Raw genomic sequence first — 15,112 nt, 5'->3', positions numbered from 1 at the left:
ATCACAAGCCCGCCAAAACCGCTCACCCTTTTTCGGTCGGGCTCTCAGGATGAGGCTAAGCGGCATCGGTGCTCTTTGAAGCTGCTGCCACGCACACCGTCCTCATCCTGATGATGAGGCTAAGCAGCATCGGCGCTTATTGAAGCGAGTGCCACGCACCTGGTCCTCATCCTGAGGGCCGCCAACGGCGGGCGTCGCGACGGGTGGCCACAGGCGAAATCGGTCCCATATGCGATTGCCCTGCCGCACGCGGGGAGAGGTGAACAACTCAATCCACGAACACCACGGTCTTGCGGCCGTTGAGGATGACGCGGTCGTTGAGATGGTAGCGGATCGCGCGGGCGAGCACGCGGCGCTCGATGTCGCGGCCCTTGCGGACCAGATCCTCCGGCGTATCGCGATGGCTGATGCGCTCGACGTCCTGGTCGATGATCGGGCCCTCGTCGAGATCGCGCGTGACATAATGCGCGGTGGCGCCGATCAGCTTGACCCCGCGCTCATGGGCCTGGTGATACGGCTTTGCGCCCTTGAAGCCCGGCAGAAACGAGTGATGGATGTTGATGCAGCGCCCCGACAGTTTTGCCGACAGATCGTCCGACAGGATCTGCATGTAGCGGGCGAGCACGACGAGATCGGTGCCCGTGCTGGCGACGAGGTCGAGGATCTGCGCCTCCTGCTCGCGCTTGGTCTCCTTGGTCACAGGCAGGTGATGGAACGGGATGCCGCCGAAATCGAGCCCGGCATAAACCTCGCGCGGATGGTTGGAGACGATCGCGGTGGGGATCATCGGCAATTCGCCGGTGCGCCAGCGATAGAGGATGTCGACCAGGCAGTGGTCGGATTTCGACACCAGCAGCATCACCTTGCGATGCGCGGCGCGGTCGCGCATCTGCCACTCCATGCTGAAACGCTCGGCGATCGCGGCAAAGCCGGTCTGGAGCGCCGACAGTTCCACGGCAAGATCAGCCGCGGTGAATACCACGCGCATGAAGAACTTCTTGGTCTCGACGTCGTCGAACTGCTGGGCGTCGAGAATGTTCTGCCCGTTGTGGGCCAGGAACGTCGACACCGCCGAGACGATGCCGGGGCGATCCGGACAGGACAGGGTCAGGATATATTGATGATCGGGCATGGCTCTTGATGAAGGTTTGGGCAAATGGAGCGGAACGACCCGCGATTTGCGCCCGCTCTAGCACTGACCCACTCTTGCGCCAATCCCGGGCGCAGAGTCAGGATGAACGTACCATTGCGATTTTTGACCGGAGCACGCCCATGGCCGACCGCTTGAACGGCACCCGCATCCTGATCCTGGAAACGCGTGAGGAGGCGCAGTTTGCGAAGCTTCTGGCCGAGCAAGGCGCCGAGGTCGTGCAGTGCCCGATGTTCACCATCCACGACGCGCCGGACCCGGCGCCGGTCGAGGCCTGGATCCGCCGCGCCATCAACAAGCCGTTCGACGACCTCGTGTTGATGACCGGCGAAGGCCTGCGGCGGATCATGAAGCTCGCCGTCGCTCGCGGGCTCGATCAGGCTCTCGTGGCAGCGCTTGCCAAATCGCGAAAATTCACCCGCGGCCCGAAGCCCGGCAGGGCGCTGCGCGAGGTTGGCCTCGATGCGCAGCAGACCACGGAGAAGCCGACCACCGAGGGCGTGATCGAGATGCTGGGCGGGCTCGACCTGAAGGGCCACCGTCTTGGTCTGCAGCTCTATCCGGACAAGGATCACAGCGCGCTGACCGGCGCGCTCGCCGCGCAAGGCGCCGAGGTCGATACCGTGCTGCCCTATGTCTACGATTCCAAGGCGGCAGATGCCAACATCGTCGCCGCGATCGACGCCATGGCCGAGGGGCGGATCGATTCCATCGCGCTGACCAATCTCGGCCAGGTCCGCCGACTGTTCGAGGCCGCGAAGGCGCACGGCAGCGAGGCACGCCTTCGCGCGGGGCTCGAACGGACGCTGATTGCTTCAGTCGGCCCGGCGGTCTCGGGCGAGCTCGCCGCGCACGGATTGCGCACTGACGTCTCGCCGGTGGAAGATCATTATTTCATGCGCCCGCTGATCTCGGCGATGGCGGCAGCGCTCGCCGAGAAACGACCGAGGGTGGCGGGTTAATCGCCAAGATGCCTAAAGCGCGATGAGATTAGGATGAATCGTCATCGCGCTTTAGGTTATTGTTTGAGCATGATCTTTTCGGAAAACCGCTGCGCACTTTTCCGGATCATGCTTTAGCCTGCCACCTGCGAGGCGGCCGACATCAGCTCCTGTGGGCTCGGCGCTCCGAACATGCGTTGGCCGCCGCCGGGAACCTCGGTGAACGTCCAGCGCACGATCCCTTCCCGGTCGAGCAGGAACTGGCCAAACAGCTGCCCCGTGCCTGTTGCCGCCATACGCTGGTCGGCTTCGGTCATCTCGTAACCGTCCTTCTTGTTCAGGTACTCCGCGGCTGCCGGCCGGTTCATCGGGCTGGGCAACTCGCCGGGCATGTCCACTTGCATGCTCATGACCGCGTCCATGCCCACTTTGCGTGGCCACTCGGTTTCGTTCTCCGTGAACTCGATATTGGGCAGGCCGAATGCGCGGTGCGAGATCCGATCGGGGTCGGACGCGGCGAGCAGATTGGGCAATGGATGATAGCGGAAATAGAGCCGCGCCCGGTCGATCGGCGTGTTGACGACCGTGAGACTTTCGATCCCCTTCCCGCGCAGCGCGCCATCAAGCTGCGCCTGCGCCGCGATATGGCGCCGGCAGAACGGGCAGTGCAGGCCACGAAACAGGCCCACCAGTATTGGACTATGCCCGCGATAATCCTCGAGCGCGATCTTTCCTTCGCGTGTGATGGCGTCCAGGACGATGTTCGGTGCGCGATCGCCCGGCTGAAGTGTTCCATCTACATGACGGTCTGACATGGTTGAACTCCCTCACATTGGCTAGTCAAGGAACGGCAGTACGATCAGCCCTGCGGGATCGAGCCCGTGCCGGGCGCAGACATCATGGGCCAGCGCGAAATACCGCTCGGCCTCGGGCATGTCGCCTCGATCAAGATTCAGTGTCGCAAGACCATCATAGCATGGAAACAGCTGCTGCGGCTCGCCGGTCTCGCTCGCCACCTCGATGGCCTCGTTGTAGCAGCGCGCGGCCATGTCGGGGCGGAAGTGGCATTGATGGATCTGCCCGAGCACGATGAGGGGTACCGGGAGATGCTCGCGCTGATCGAGCGCGCGGTCGATCTCGATCGCCTTTTCGGCAGCCGGCACCCCCTCCTCGGTACATCTGTCCGTGAAGGTGCAGCAAGCGACGGCAAGGTTGGCCAGAAGGCGCGCCTGGAAGCCGAGATCGCCGATACGATTTGCGACATCGAGGCCGCGCCGGCAAACCGCCATGGCTTGCGCCGGGTCGACGATCGTGTAGAGCACGCCAAGGTTGGTGTAGCCGCGGCACGCCACGTTGAGGAGGCCGGCGGCCTCGGCTGCCGCGACACTTTGCTCCACCTCCTTCACCGCCTCCTGGTGTCGCCCAAGCCGCGCCAGCGCAACCGCCTTGGTGTTGAGCGCCTCCGCAATGGCGCGCGCCGCCTCGAGACCCGCTTGCTCGTCCGCGTTCGCCGGCACGGACCGCGCGTGGCCCAGCGCCTCGTCGGCCCACCGCGCGGCGGCGACGTGATCGCCCACGCGAAACGCGAGACGGCCGCGCTCCTGGAGGAGGTGCGCCCACTCGATCGGCGCGTCGGTCCCGCCGAGCCGTTCTGCCGCCTCGGCATAGCGCTCCTCTGCCCTGACGCGCTTGCCGGCGTCCCACAACAATCGGCCGAGCTTGCGAAGAATGCGCGCCTCGCCGATACGGTCCCCGGCCGTGCGGTGCCCCTCCAGCGCGCTCTGATAGTGCTCCTCGGCCGTGCTTCGCCGGCCAGCCACGCAACAGAGGTCCGCCACGCGCTCGTATAGGATCAGGCATTCCGGCTCCCGTTCGCTGGCGGTCGACAGCACGGCGAGGGATTGCTGATAGAAGCGGAGGGCATCGTCGTTGGCATAGCTGGCACGTGCGCGATCGCCGGCCGCGCGCAAATAGCGCGCGCCTCTCGACTTGCTCGCGCTCAGACTGAAGTGATGCCCGAGCAATATGAGATCTTCGAGCTGTTCGGGCTCTTTGCCATAGAGCCGCTCCAGCGCGGCACCAATCCGTCCATGGAGCTCGACCCGACGCTGGAGGAGCAGATTTTGATAGATCACGTCCTGAAGCATGGTCTGCGTGAAGCGATAGGTCCGCAGCGACATCGAGCTCGAGCCCGCGACCTCCTCGACGAGCTCGGCGTCGCACAGAAGTTCGAGCGCTGCTTCGACCTTTGCCGGCTCGGTTGCTGCCGCACCGAGAACAGCCGCATCAAAGCGCGGACCGATCACCGCGGCCTCCTGGGCCACCTGGCGTACCTGATGCGGCAACCGGTCGAGGCGCACCAGCAACAACGCCTGAATGCTTGCTGGAATATCGGCGGCGGCTTCATCCGATTTCATCCGCCACTGCGCGCCGTCACGCTCCAGGGCCCCGCCTTCGATGAGACCGCGGATGATCTCCTCGAGGAAAAGCGGATTTCCGCCTGCGCGATCGAGGATTCGGGTGAACAAATGTCCCGGCGGTTCCCGCCAACCGTGACTGAAATACGCCGCGAGCAGCCTTCGTCCGTCAGCATCGCCAAGCGGAGGCAGCCGAATGGTCGTGTGACTGATCCTGCTCGAACCGAACTGATCCACCAGCGCTGGCCGATGTGTAAACAGCAGCATCAGCCGCGTCCGCTCCAGCCGGTCCATCAGGAACCGCAACGCTTCAAGCGACACCGCGTCGGCCCAATGCAGATCCTCGACGATGATGAGAAGCGGCGACAAGGCGAGGCGGCGTTCGAAGACGGTACGGATCGCGAAAAAGATCTGCCGCCGGAGCTGTTCCGGTTCGACGTGCCTGAGCACGGCGTTGGGATCGCCAAGGCCAAGAACGTGCAGGTAGAGAGGCATCAGGCGATCGGCCTCCTCGGCCGCGAGGCCGAGCTCCGATAGCGCTTCCGCAACTTTCGTCTCTGCTTCCGCGGCGCCCGCCTTCTGTGCAATGCCATAGGCGCTACGCAGCACGGCGGCGAGTGCTCCGTAGGACTGTTCGCCGAGCGGCGAGCAGACCGCCCGTCGGATCGCCACGCCTGCGAAGCGATCCTCATCGCGGATGCGGGCGACGAATTCGTTCACCAGCCGCGTTTTCCCAATGCCCGCTTCGCCAACCAGCCGCACCAGTTGAGCCGCGCCGCCGCATGCGCGATCAAGGCTGCCGATCACGCGCGCAAGCTCGGCGTCGCGCCCGATCAGTGGTGCATCGAGGCCCAACGTGTCGAGGCCGCGTGCCGCGCGGGGCGTATCGAGCGGTCCCTTCAGACGATGGACCAGAACGCTGCCCATCTTGCCCTTGAGCGAGATCTCGCCCAGCGAGTCATAGGAGAACGCATGCCGCGTCAGACGGTGGGTCAACGGCCCGACCAGCACCTCGTCCGGAGACGCCATCGACTGCAATCGTTGCGCCGTATTCACGGTATCGCCGGTCACCGAATAGGATTTGGCAACGCCCACGCCCAACCCACCCGCGACGACGTGGCCGGTGTTGATGCCGACATGGAGCTGCAACGGTGAACCGGCAAAGGCCTTCGCGCGCTCGCTGAGGCGCGCCGTCCGGCTGATCATGTCGAGGGCAGCGCGGACCGCCCGCTCGGGGTCGTCCTCGTGCGCAGTCGGCGCACCAAACAGCGCGAGCAGCGCATCGCCGATGAACTTGTCCACGAAGCCGCCAAAGCTCTGCACCGCGGCCGTCAACTCCTCGAACAACTGGTTCTGAAGCGTCTGCATGACCTCTGGGTCGAGCCGCTCGCTCATCGCGGTGAAGCCGCTGAGGTCGGCAAACAGCACGGTTATGGTGCGGCGGTTTGCTTCGCTATCGACGTTGTCCGACTGCGGTCGAAATGCGTGTTGAGCCGTCTGCAGGAGCGGTGGCGAAGACGATCTGATTGGGAGTGTCGCCGGGCTCGTCTGCGCCGATGTCTGTCCGCCGTCGTTGGTCGCCCCGCTGATGAGGGAGCCGCATTTCGGGCAATAGACAAAATCCGGTGCACATGGAAAGCCGCAGCCGGGGCACGCGTTCGGCTGCTTCGTGCCGCACTTTGGGCAGAAGGCAAAGCCGCTCTGAACCTCGAAACCACAACCCGAGCAGTTCATGGCTCAAGACCTCGCGGAAGCCGCGATGGCGCAATCTGCTGGCCCCTACCGAATGGGTCCCAGGATGCAGACCAGAATGGGCTCTGCGCGCCGGAAGAGCAAGCGGCGGTAGCCTACCTCTCAGTATGGGCGACGAAGCATGCTGCGGGCGCACTGGCGGACCGTACGTCGTCGGCAAAGCATGGTGGCATGCGGTAGCGTCAATTGACAGGGCCATCGCCGGGGCTACCCTTCCAAACAGAAGAACAAATAAAAGAGGGCAGGGAATCGCCGTGAAACCCGTCATCGCATCTTGAGCGCATCCGCACGACCTTCCGCGCTCGCGCCATTCCGCATCCGCAACTATCGCCTCCAGTGGCCGTCCGACCTGCTCACCTCCTGGGCGTTCGAGGTCGAGACGCTGGTGCTCGGCTGGTACATCCTGGTCGAAACCGGCTCGGTGCTGCTGCTCACCGTGCTTGCATCACTCCAGTTCGTCGGGACACTGGTCGCGCCGGTATTCGGTATGATCGGCGACCGCATGGGTCATCGCGACCTGCTGGTCGCGATGCGTCTTGCCTACACGGTGCTCTCGTCGACCATCATGGTTCTGGCGTTGACCGGTCATTTGTCGCCGCTGAGCGTCATGATCATCGTCGCGATCATGGGCCTGATTCGCCCCTCCGATCTCGGCGTCCGGGGGGCGCTGCTTGCCGAGATCATGCCGGCGGAGCAACTGGTCGGCGCCATCAGCGTTGCGCGCACCACCCAGGACAGCGCCCGCATCGCCGGAGCATTGACGGGCGCCGGCCTGTTCGCCGTCCTCGGCATCGGCCTCGTTTATGTGGCGATCGCCTGCCTCTACCTCGTGGCCGCGCTGCTCATGCTCTGCCTGACCCGGCCGAAAAGGACCCTCACCACGAGCGATCTCCCGGCCAACAGCCACGCCGTTTCTCGCTTATTTGGCGACCTCAAGGAGGGGATCGTCTACGCCTGGAATGGCCCGGGAATGCGCGCGGCGCTGTGCGTCGCCTTCCTGGCCAATCTCACCGCGTTTCCTTTCACCGGAGGATTGCTGCCCTACATCGCGCGGGAGATCTTTCAGACCGACCAGACCGGCCTCGGCTATCTCTCGGCGAGCTTCGCCGTCGGCTCGCTGACCGGCTCTATCACGCTGAGCCTGGTCAGCGGATTGCGCATTGCCCGGCTCCTGATCGGCGCGACGCTGGCCTGGTACGCCATGCTGCTGGTGTTCGTCGAGATCAGGACCATGCCGGTGGCGATGGCCTGCCTCGTCCTCGCCGGTATTGCGCAGAGCATGTCGATGATCTCGGCAGCCGTGATCCTGATGCGGACGGCCAGCGCACATCTGCGCGGTCGCGTCATGGGCGTCCGCATGATGGTGATCTACGGCCTGCCGCTCGGATTGCTCGCGGCCGGCAGCCTGATCGACATCATCGGCTATTCCGCGACGGGATCGCTTTATGCCGCCGCAGGCATCATCGCGATGCTGGCGATCGCGATCCGCTGGCGCGCCGACCTCTGGCCGGTGCACGCCCCCGCCAACGCGCGCTAATCCCCGTAACTGCGCAGCCGCTCGATAGCGAGGATGGTGACCCCGCCATATTCCAGCCGCAGCAGCCCCTCTTTCTCCAGCCGGTTCAGCGCGCGGTTGGCGTTCTGGCGGGACATGCCGGAGAGCGCGCCGATCTCCTCCTGGGTGATCTCCAGATGCGCGGTCGATTCGGGATAGAGGATCGGGTTGAACAGCGAGGCGATGCTGCGGGCAAGGCGGGCGGTGGCGTCAAGCGTGCGGTTGACCTCGAGCATGCCGATGAACTGGCCGAGCCGCTCGTTGAGCTGGCGGACCAGGAAGCGGTTGAAGCCGACGCTGTTCTCGAACAGCCACATGAAGGCGCTGCGTTCCATCAGCGCAACCCGGCTGTCGCGCAGCGCGACCACGTCGTAGCGTCGCGGCTCGTTCTTGAGCACGCTGCCTTCTCCGAACCAGGCGCCTGCCGTCAGCCCGGCAAGACTGGTCTCCTTGCCGTCGCGCGACACGCCGCCCATCCGGGCGAGGCCAAAGACCATGCCGGCCCAATAGTCGAAGCTGTCGCCGCGCATGAACACAGTCTCGCCGGTGCCGTAGGACCGCTCGCTGACCCCGGCGCGTGCGACCTCGATCTCGGCCTCCGTGAGTTCGCGCGACCAGGCGGCGATGCGCTTCAGATGATCCTCTGAAATCATGATGGAGAGGCCAGCCGCACCGTTTCGTCACTCCGCGCTTCTGTTGCACTGCAACACGATCACCTCGGCGGTCATCCGACGAAAGATGGACGCCGCACCCGCCCGAAAAACTTTGTCACCGAATTGTCAGGCCGAAGACATTTCAAAATAGCGCTTTCCCGTATTGAGAGCCACCTTGGGCGATGCGGCTTTTGATCCCTGATGGGAACGAAGGCGGCGCGGTCCGGTCGAGACCAATGGCTGCATGGCCTCACCGGGACCACCGTACTAGGATCGTTCGGAAACAACGGATGAAGAGCGCCACTGAATGCGCCATCACCGGGAGGGATTTGTTAGTGGCTAGTCTCGAAGTGCGCGGCGTGTCCTTGCGATTCGGTGGCGTCCGTGCGCTGACCGATGTCAGCTTCGCCATCAGGGAAGGCGAGCTGTTCTCGATCATCGGCCCCAACGGCGCCGGCAAGACCTCGATCGTGAACTGTATTTCCGGTCGCTACAAGCCGACTGAAGGCCAGCTCTTCTACCAGGGCCGCGACATCACCGGTTTGACGCCGACTGCCCGCGCCTCGCTCGGCATCGGCCGCACCTTCCAGAATCTGGCGCTGTTCCACCATATGAGCGTGCTCGACAACATCATGGTCGGCCGCCATCACCTGCTGAAGAACAATTTCCTCACGGGTTCGCTGTACTGGCTCACCGGCGCGCGCAAGGAGGAGCTCGAGCACCGCCGCAAGGTCGAGGAGATCATCGACTTCCTCGATCTCCAATCGGTGCGAAAAGCCACCGCCGGCACCCTCTCCTACGGCCTGCGCAAGCGCGTGGAGCTCGCCCGCGCCATGGCGCTGGAGCCTCGCCTCATCCTCCTCGACGAGCCGATGGCCGGCATGAACTTCGAGGAGAAAGAGGACATGGCCCGCTACATCGTCGATCTCAACGAGGAGTTCGGGATGACGGTGGTGATGATCGAGCACGACATGGGCGTGGTGATGGACATCTCCCACCGCGTCATGGTGCTGGATTTCGGCAAGAAGATCGCCGAAGGCGATCCCGCGGCGGTCCTCGCCGATCCCCACGTCAAACGCGCCTACCTTGGTGAAGAAGACGAGGTGCTGGTCGATCCGGACGACGCCCCGCCGGCGCAGGAGAGCGCGGCATGATGGATTACGCAGGACGCGTTGCGCAGGCCGACACCTATCCCAAGATGCTCCGGCTCAACGCGAAGGAGCATGGTAACGAGATCGCGCTTCGCGAGAAGGATCTCGGGCTCTGGCGCCTGTTCACCTGGAACGATTACCAGGCGCGGGTGCGCGACTTCGCGCTCGGGCTCGTCGAGCTCGGCCTCGGCCGCGGCGACGTCATCGGCATCATCGGTGACAACCGGCCGGACTGGGTCGCGGCTGAAATCGCGACCCATGCCGTTGGCGGGCTGAGCCTCGGGCTCTATCGCGACGTGCTGGACGAGGAAGCCGCCTATCTCCTGACCTATGGCGAGGCACAGCTCGTCTTCGCCGAGGACGAGGAGCAGGTCGACAAGCTGCTCGCGCTTGCCGAGCGCGTGCCGCAGTTGAAGCACATCATCTATTCCGATCCGCGCGGCATGCGGAAATATGACGATCCCAGGCTGATGTCAGCCGAAAAATTCGCCGAGTTCGGCCGCGCGCGCGCCGCTCGGGAGCCGGAGCTTTACGACCGGCTCGTGGATGCAACCAAGGGTGAGGACGTCGCGATCCTCTGCACGACGTCGGGCACCACCTCACACCCGAAGCTCGCGATGCTCGCCGCCGGGCGCGTGCTCGGCCATTGCGCGACCTATCTCGCCTTCGATCCGAAGGGACCTGACGACGAGTACGTCTCGGTGCTGCCGCTGCCCTGGATCATGGAGCAGGTTTACGTGCTCGGCAAAGGCCTGTTGTGCCGGATGAAAATCAACTTCGTCGAAGAGCCCGACACCATGATGAACGACCTGCGCGAGATCGCGCCGACGTTCGTGCTGTTCGCGCCGCGCGTCTGGGAATCGATCGCCGCCGATGTCCGCGCCAAGGTGATGGACGCTACGCCGTTGAAGCAGCGTCTGTTCGACGTCGGAATGAAATCGGGTCTGGCCGCACTCGCGCAGGGTAAGCGCTCGGGTTTTGCCGACGCGATCCTGTTCCGCGCGCTGCGCGACCGGCTCGGTTTCACCCGCCTGCGCTCGGCCGCGACCGGCGGCGCGGCGCTCGGCCCTGATACCTTCAAGTTCTTCCAGGCGATGGGTGTGCCGCTGCGCACGCTCTACGGCCAGACCGAGCTGTTAGGGGCCTACACGCTGCATCCCGAGGGCAAGGTCGATCCTGACACGACAGGCGTACCGATGGCCGACAGCGTCGAGATCCGGATCGACAATGCCGACGTCCACGGCGTCGGCGAGATCGTGGTGCGGCACCCCAACATGTTCCTCGGCTATTACAAGAACCCCGAGGCCAGCGTCGCCGACATCAAGGACGGCTGGATGTGTTCCGGCGATGCCGGTTATTTCAACGAGAACAAGCAGCTCGTCGTCATCGACCGCATCAAGGATCTCGCCGAGACCTCGCGCGGTGAGCGCTTCTCGCCGCAATTCATCGAGAACAAGCTGAAGTTCTCGCCCTATATCGCGGAGGCCGTGGTGCTGGGCGCCGGACGCGACGCGCTCGCCGCCATGATCTGCATCCGCTACTCCATCATCTCGAAATGGGCAGAGAAGAACCGACTCTCGTTCACGACCTACAGCGACCTCGCCTCGCGCCCCGAGGTCTACGCGCTGCTTCAGAAGGAGGTCGAGACCGTCAACGCGACGCTGCCGCCGGCGCAGCGCATCTCACGCTTCCTGCTCTTGTACAAGGAGCTGGATGCCGACGACGGAGAGCTCACCCGCACCCGCAAAGTGCGCCGCGGCGTCATCAACGAGAAATACGCAGGGATCATCGACGCCATCTACCGCGGCGATGCCGACATCCCCGTCGACACCGTGATCCGCTTCCAGGACGGCACCACGCAGCGCGTCCGCACGACGCTGCGCGTGGTGGACCTGGACGGACATGGGCACATGGCGGAGGCTGCGGAGTGAAACAGTCTACCGATGCGCCCTCTCCCCTTGTGGGAGAGGGCATCTCCGCAGCCGACCACACCCTCACTCGGGTGAGGGGTCCTCTCTCCACATCGTTGCTGCCGAGACGACCCCTCACCCGTCTTCGCTTCGCGAAGCCACCCTCTCCCACAAGGGGAGAGGGGAAGAGCGCGCCGGATTTGTCAGCGAGCATATCTGCATGAACACCGCCTTCCTCTTCCAGCTCCTGGTCAACGGCCTCGTGGTCGGCACGCTCTATGGCGTGGTCGCAATGTCGTTCGTGCTGATCTACAAGGCGACGCAGGTCGTCAATTTCGCGCAAGGCGAGCTGCTGCTGGTCGGCGCCTGGGTGTGCTGGGCGCTACTGGCGAAATACCAGGTGCCGTTCTGGATCGGCATGCCGATCACGCTGGTGTTCATGTTCGTGTTCGGTATCGCGGTCCAGGTCCTGATCCTGCGGCCGATGATCGGCGAGCCCATCATCTCGGTGATCATGGTGACGATCGGCCTTTCCACCGTGCTCCAGGCGACGCTGAAATGGATGTTCGGCGTCAATCCGCAGCCGTTCCCGCGCGTGTTCGAGAGCCAATCGGTCAGCCTGTTCGGCCTCCAGATCCAGACCGTCTATGTCATGAGCCTCGTGGTGTCGGTCGCGATGATGATCGGCATGGCCTGGTTCTTCCGCGCCTCCAAATATGGCCTTGCAATGCGGGCCACCGCATTCAACCAGCAGGTCGCGCAGTCGCTCGGCATTTCCGTCAAGAGCGTGTTCGCGATGGCCTGGGCGATTTCAGCGACGGTGTCGGCCGTCGCAGGTGTCGTCGTTGCGGTGGTCAACGGCGTGTCCTCCGGCCTTGCGGCCTACGGCATAAAGGTGTTTCCGGCAGCGATCCTCGGCGGGCTCGATTCCGTCGGCGGCGCCGTGCTCGGCGGCATCATCATCGGGCTACTCGAAAACGTCGCGCAATATGTCGACAGTGAATATCTGCACTGGGGCAATCTCTACGAGATCGCGCCGTTCTACGTCCTCATCATCGTGCTGATGATCAAGCCCTACGGCCTGTTCGGCACCCACGACATCGAGCGGATCTGACCCATGGCCGGCCCTGCCCTCATCCCCGCTGGTGATTTCCGCACCACTTACGCCGCGGACACCACGATCTTCCCGACCACGACCAGCCGCAATTTTGCGATCGCCGGCGTGCTGCTGCTGTGCCTCGCACCGCAATTCTTCAGCGGCTACTGGCTCAGCATTTTGATCCAGATCGGCATCTTCTCGATCGCGGCGTTGGGCCTCAATATCCTGGTCGGCTTCACCGGCCAGATCTCGATCGGCCACGCCGCGTTCTTCCTGCTCGGCGCCTTCACCTCGGCCTATATCTCCAACAACGCGCCGATTCCGGTGTTCTTCGCAATCCCGCTCGCCGGCATCGTCACCGCGCTGGTCGGGCTGATCTTCGGCATTCCGGCGGCGCGGCTGAAGGGGCTCTATCTCGTCATCGCGACGCTGGCCGCGCAATACATCCTGCTCGACTTCTTCTCGCGCGCCGAATGGTTCTCGGGCGGATCGGTGCCGGCGAGCGCCGAGCCGTTCTCGATTCTGGGCTACACGCTGCGCGGCGACAGGCAGTATTTCTACGTGGTGCTGGCCTATGTGCTGGCGAGCTACATCCTCGTCACCAATCTGATGCGCACGCGGGACGGCCGCGCGCTGGTGGCGATTCGCGACCATTATCTCTCCGCGGAGATCATGGGCATCAACCTCACCAAGTACCGCACGCTGTCGTTCGGCCTCGCCGCGTTCTTCGCCGGCATCGCCGGTGCGCTCTATGCGCATTACCAGCTCGTGGTCTCCCAGGAAGGTTTCGGCATCGAGCGCTCGATCCTCTTCCTGGCCATGATCATCATCGGCGGCACCGGCTCGATCATGGGCACGCTGATGGGGACCGCCTTCGTGGTGCTGTTGCCGGAATCGATGGAATTCCTCAGTCTGCATTTGAAAGGCGGCGCGATCGACAAGGCGCTCTCGCTCAACACCAACATCACCTTCCTGCGCGAGATCGCGATCGGGGTGATCATCATCGCGTTCCTGATGTTCGAGCCCGATGGGCTCGCGCATCGCTGGCGGCAGATCAAGGCTTATTGGAAACTCTACCCGTTCTCGCATTGAGCGCGGAAACTTCACTTAAACAATAACAGGAGGAACCGACCCCATGACGATGAAGTCCCTTTTGAGCACCGCATCACTCGCGCTTGCGATCGCCGCATTCTCGGCAAGCGCGCAGGCGCAGATCGCGCTCGGACATCTTGCCGATTATTCCGGCGGCACCTCCGACGTCGGCACGCCCTATGGACAGGCCGTCACCGATACCTTCGCCTGGGTCAACAAGAACGGCGGCGTCGGTGGCAAGCAGCTCAACGTCGACACCAACGACTATGGCTACCAGGTGCCGCGGGCGATCGCGCTCTACAAGAAGTGGTCGGCGCCGGACTCGAAGGTCGCTGCGATCATGGGCTGGGGCACCGCGGACACCGAGGCACTGACCGGCTTCCTCGCACAGGACAAGATTCCCGACATGTCCGGCTCCTATGCCGCCGCACTGACCGATCCCGAAGGCGTCAGCGGCAAGGCCAAGCCCGCTCCCTACAATTTCTTCTACGGCCCGAGCTATTCGGACTCGCTGCGCGCGATGCTGATGTGGGCGGCCGAGGACTGGAAGGCCAAGGGCAAGTCCGGCAAGCCGAAGTTCGTGCACATGGGCGCCAACCATCCCTATCCGAACGCGCCGAAGGCCGCCGGCGAAGCCATGGCACAGGAGCTCGGCTTCGAGGTGCTGCCTCCGCTGGTGTTCGCGCTCTCGCCGGGTGACTACAGCGCGCAGTGCCTCAGCCTGAAATCTTCGGGCGCCAACTACGCCTATCTCGGCAACACCGCGGCCTCCAACATCTCGGTGATGAAGGCCTGCAAGACCGCGGGCGTCGAGGTCCAGTTCCTCGGCAATGTCTGGGGCATGGACGAGAACGCCGCCAAGACCGCGGGCGATGCTGCGAACGGCGTGATCTTCCCGTTGCGCACCGCTGTGAGCTGGGGCGGCGATGCGCCCGGCATGAAGACCCTGATGGAGATCTCCAAGATGTCCGATCCCACCGGCAAGGTCTATCGCCCCGTGCACTACGTCGCGGCTGTCTGCTCGGCGCTGTACATGAAAGAAGCGCTCGATTGGGCCGCCAAGAACGGCGGCGCCACCGGGGAGAACGTCGCCAAGGGCTTCTACCAGAAGAAGGACTGGGTGCCGGCCGGGATGGACGGCGTCTGCAATCCCTCGACCTGGACCGACAAGGATCACCGCGGCACGCTGAAGGTCGATCTCTATCGCACCAAGGTCTCAGGTGCGACCGACGGCGACCTCAACGACCTCATGGCCAAGGGCACGATCAAGCTCGAGAAGGTCAAGACCGTCGAACTACCGCGCAAGCCGGAATTGCTGGGATGGTGAGCCCGCGGCTCGCCTCACGCACCATCGTCATCCCCCGCCTTGTGCGCAACGCGCACTGGAGCGGG

Annotated in this window: 11 protein-coding genes; 7 read left to right on the top strand and 4 right to left on the bottom strand. The window is 64.1% G+C overall.

The annotated features are described in order from the left end of the window. Nucleotides 1-268: 268 nt before the first annotated feature. On the bottom strand, nucleotides 269-1,132 hold the full coding sequence (gene purU, locus AAE027_RS36000; protein ID WP_370990591.1) for a formyltetrahydrofolate deformylase: 864 nt from the start codon (nucleotides 1,130-1,132) through the stop codon (nucleotides 269-271). Between the two features lie 140 nt (nucleotides 1,133-1,272). Between purU and AAE027_RS35995 the strand changes: the two genes are divergently transcribed. Continuing rightward, nucleotides 1,273-2,112 carry a uroporphyrinogen-III synthase gene (locus tag AAE027_RS35995; RefSeq protein WP_370990592.1) on the top strand — a complete coding sequence of 280 codons (840 nt, stop codon included), beginning with the start codon at nucleotides 1,273-1,275 and terminating at the stop codon, nucleotides 2,110-2,112. A gap of 113 nt (nucleotides 2,113-2,225) precedes the next feature. Here the strand turns inward: AAE027_RS35995 and AAE027_RS35990 are convergent, their stop codons facing one another. Beyond that, entirely contained in the window at nucleotides 2,226-2,906 is a 681-nt protein-coding gene (locus AAE027_RS35990; protein WP_370990593.1) for a redoxin domain-containing protein, read from the bottom strand. Nucleotides 2,907-2,927: 21 nt separating this feature from the next. Then, nucleotides 2,928-6,242, bottom strand: a complete 3,315-nt coding sequence (locus AAE027_RS35985; RefSeq protein ID WP_370990594.1) for an adenylate/guanylate cyclase domain-containing protein — start codon at nucleotides 6,240-6,242, stop codon at nucleotides 2,928-2,930. Nucleotides 6,243-6,534: 292 nt separating this feature from the next. Between AAE027_RS35985 and AAE027_RS35980 the strand changes: the two genes are divergently transcribed. After that, nucleotides 6,535-7,797, top strand: a complete 1,263-nt coding sequence (locus AAE027_RS35980; RefSeq protein ID WP_370990595.1) for an MFS transporter — start codon at nucleotides 6,535-6,537, stop codon at nucleotides 7,795-7,797. On the opposite strand, the gene AAE027_RS35975 is transcribed toward AAE027_RS35980, so the two are convergent. Continuing rightward, complete coding sequence (locus tag AAE027_RS35975; RefSeq protein ID WP_091891868.1) at nucleotides 7,794-8,468, bottom strand: Crp/Fnr family transcriptional regulator; 675 nt, start codon at nucleotides 8,466-8,468, stop codon at nucleotides 7,794-7,796. The genes AAE027_RS35980 and AAE027_RS35975 overlap by 4 nt on opposite strands. 290 nt (nucleotides 8,469-8,758) lie before the next feature. Here AAE027_RS35975 and AAE027_RS35970 point away from each other — a divergent pair, with 290 nt between their 5' ends. From AAE027_RS35970 to AAE027_RS35950, 5 genes are all read left to right on the top strand, one after another. Continuing rightward, on the top strand, nucleotides 8,759-9,622 hold the full coding sequence (locus AAE027_RS35970) for an ABC transporter ATP-binding protein (RefSeq protein WP_130214938.1): 864 nt from the start codon (nucleotides 8,759-8,761) through the stop codon (nucleotides 9,620-9,622). Continuing rightward, nucleotides 9,619-11,550, top strand: coding sequence for a long-chain fatty acid--CoA ligase (locus AAE027_RS35965; protein ID WP_370990596.1), 1,932 nt, complete (start codon nucleotides 9,619-9,621; stop codon nucleotides 11,548-11,550). The genes AAE027_RS35970 and AAE027_RS35965 overlap by 4 nt, the downstream gene beginning before the upstream one ends. A gap of 199 nt (nucleotides 11,551-11,749) precedes the next feature. Beyond that, on the top strand, nucleotides 11,750-12,643 hold the full coding sequence (locus tag AAE027_RS35960) for a branched-chain amino acid ABC transporter permease (RefSeq protein ID WP_091891860.1): 894 nt from the start codon (nucleotides 11,750-11,752) through the stop codon (nucleotides 12,641-12,643). A gap of 3 nt (nucleotides 12,644-12,646) precedes the next feature. Further along, nucleotides 12,647-13,720 (top strand): branched-chain amino acid ABC transporter permease, encoded by a 1,074-nt coding sequence (locus AAE027_RS35955; protein ID WP_128932711.1) that lies wholly within the window; start codon nucleotides 12,647-12,649, stop codon nucleotides 13,718-13,720. 43 nt (nucleotides 13,721-13,763) lie between these two features. Beyond that, nucleotides 13,764-15,047, top strand: coding sequence for an ABC transporter substrate-binding protein (locus tag AAE027_RS35950; RefSeq protein WP_370990597.1), 1,284 nt, complete (start codon nucleotides 13,764-13,766; stop codon nucleotides 15,045-15,047). Nucleotides 15,048-15,112 lie beyond the last annotated feature (65 nt).

Source organism: Bradyrhizobium sp. DN3, assembly GCF_041357655.1.
In the GTDB taxonomy this organism is placed as follows: domain Bacteria; phylum Pseudomonadota; class Alphaproteobacteria; order Rhizobiales; family Xanthobacteraceae; genus Bradyrhizobium.
This window is presented reverse-complemented; position numbering and strand designations above follow the sequence as displayed.

Excerpts from the sequence above, each read along its gene's own strand:
- purU (WP_370990591.1), bottom strand. The coding sequence starts at position 1,132 with ATGCCCGATCATCAATATATCCTGACCCTGTCCTGTCCGGATCGCCCC.
- AAE027_RS35995 (WP_370990592.1), top strand. The coding sequence starts at position 1,273 with ATGGCCGACCGCTTGAACGGCACCCGCATCCTGATCCTGGAAACGCGT.
- AAE027_RS35990 (WP_370990593.1), bottom strand. The coding sequence starts at position 2,906 with ATGTCAGACCGTCATGTAGATGGAACACTTCAGCCGGGCGATCGCGCA.
- AAE027_RS35985 (WP_370990594.1), bottom strand. The coding sequence starts at position 6,242 with ATGAACTGCTCGGGTTGTGGTTTCGAGGTTCAGAGCGGCTTTGCCTTC.
- AAE027_RS35975 (WP_091891868.1), bottom strand. The coding sequence starts at position 8,468 with ATGATTTCAGAGGATCATCTGAAGCGCATCGCCGCCTGGTCGCGCGAA.
- AAE027_RS35970 (WP_130214938.1), top strand. The coding sequence starts at position 8,759 with ATGAAGAGCGCCACTGAATGCGCCATCACCGGGAGGGATTTGTTAGTG.
- AAE027_RS35965 (WP_370990596.1), top strand. The coding sequence starts at position 9,619 with ATGATGGATTACGCAGGACGCGTTGCGCAGGCCGACACCTATCCCAAG.
- AAE027_RS35960 (WP_091891860.1), top strand. The coding sequence starts at position 11,750 with ATGAACACCGCCTTCCTCTTCCAGCTCCTGGTCAACGGCCTCGTGGTC.
- AAE027_RS35955 (WP_128932711.1), top strand. The coding sequence starts at position 12,647 with ATGGCCGGCCCTGCCCTCATCCCCGCTGGTGATTTCCGCACCACTTAC.
- AAE027_RS35950 (WP_370990597.1), top strand. The coding sequence starts at position 13,764 with ATGACGATGAAGTCCCTTTTGAGCACCGCATCACTCGCGCTTGCGATC.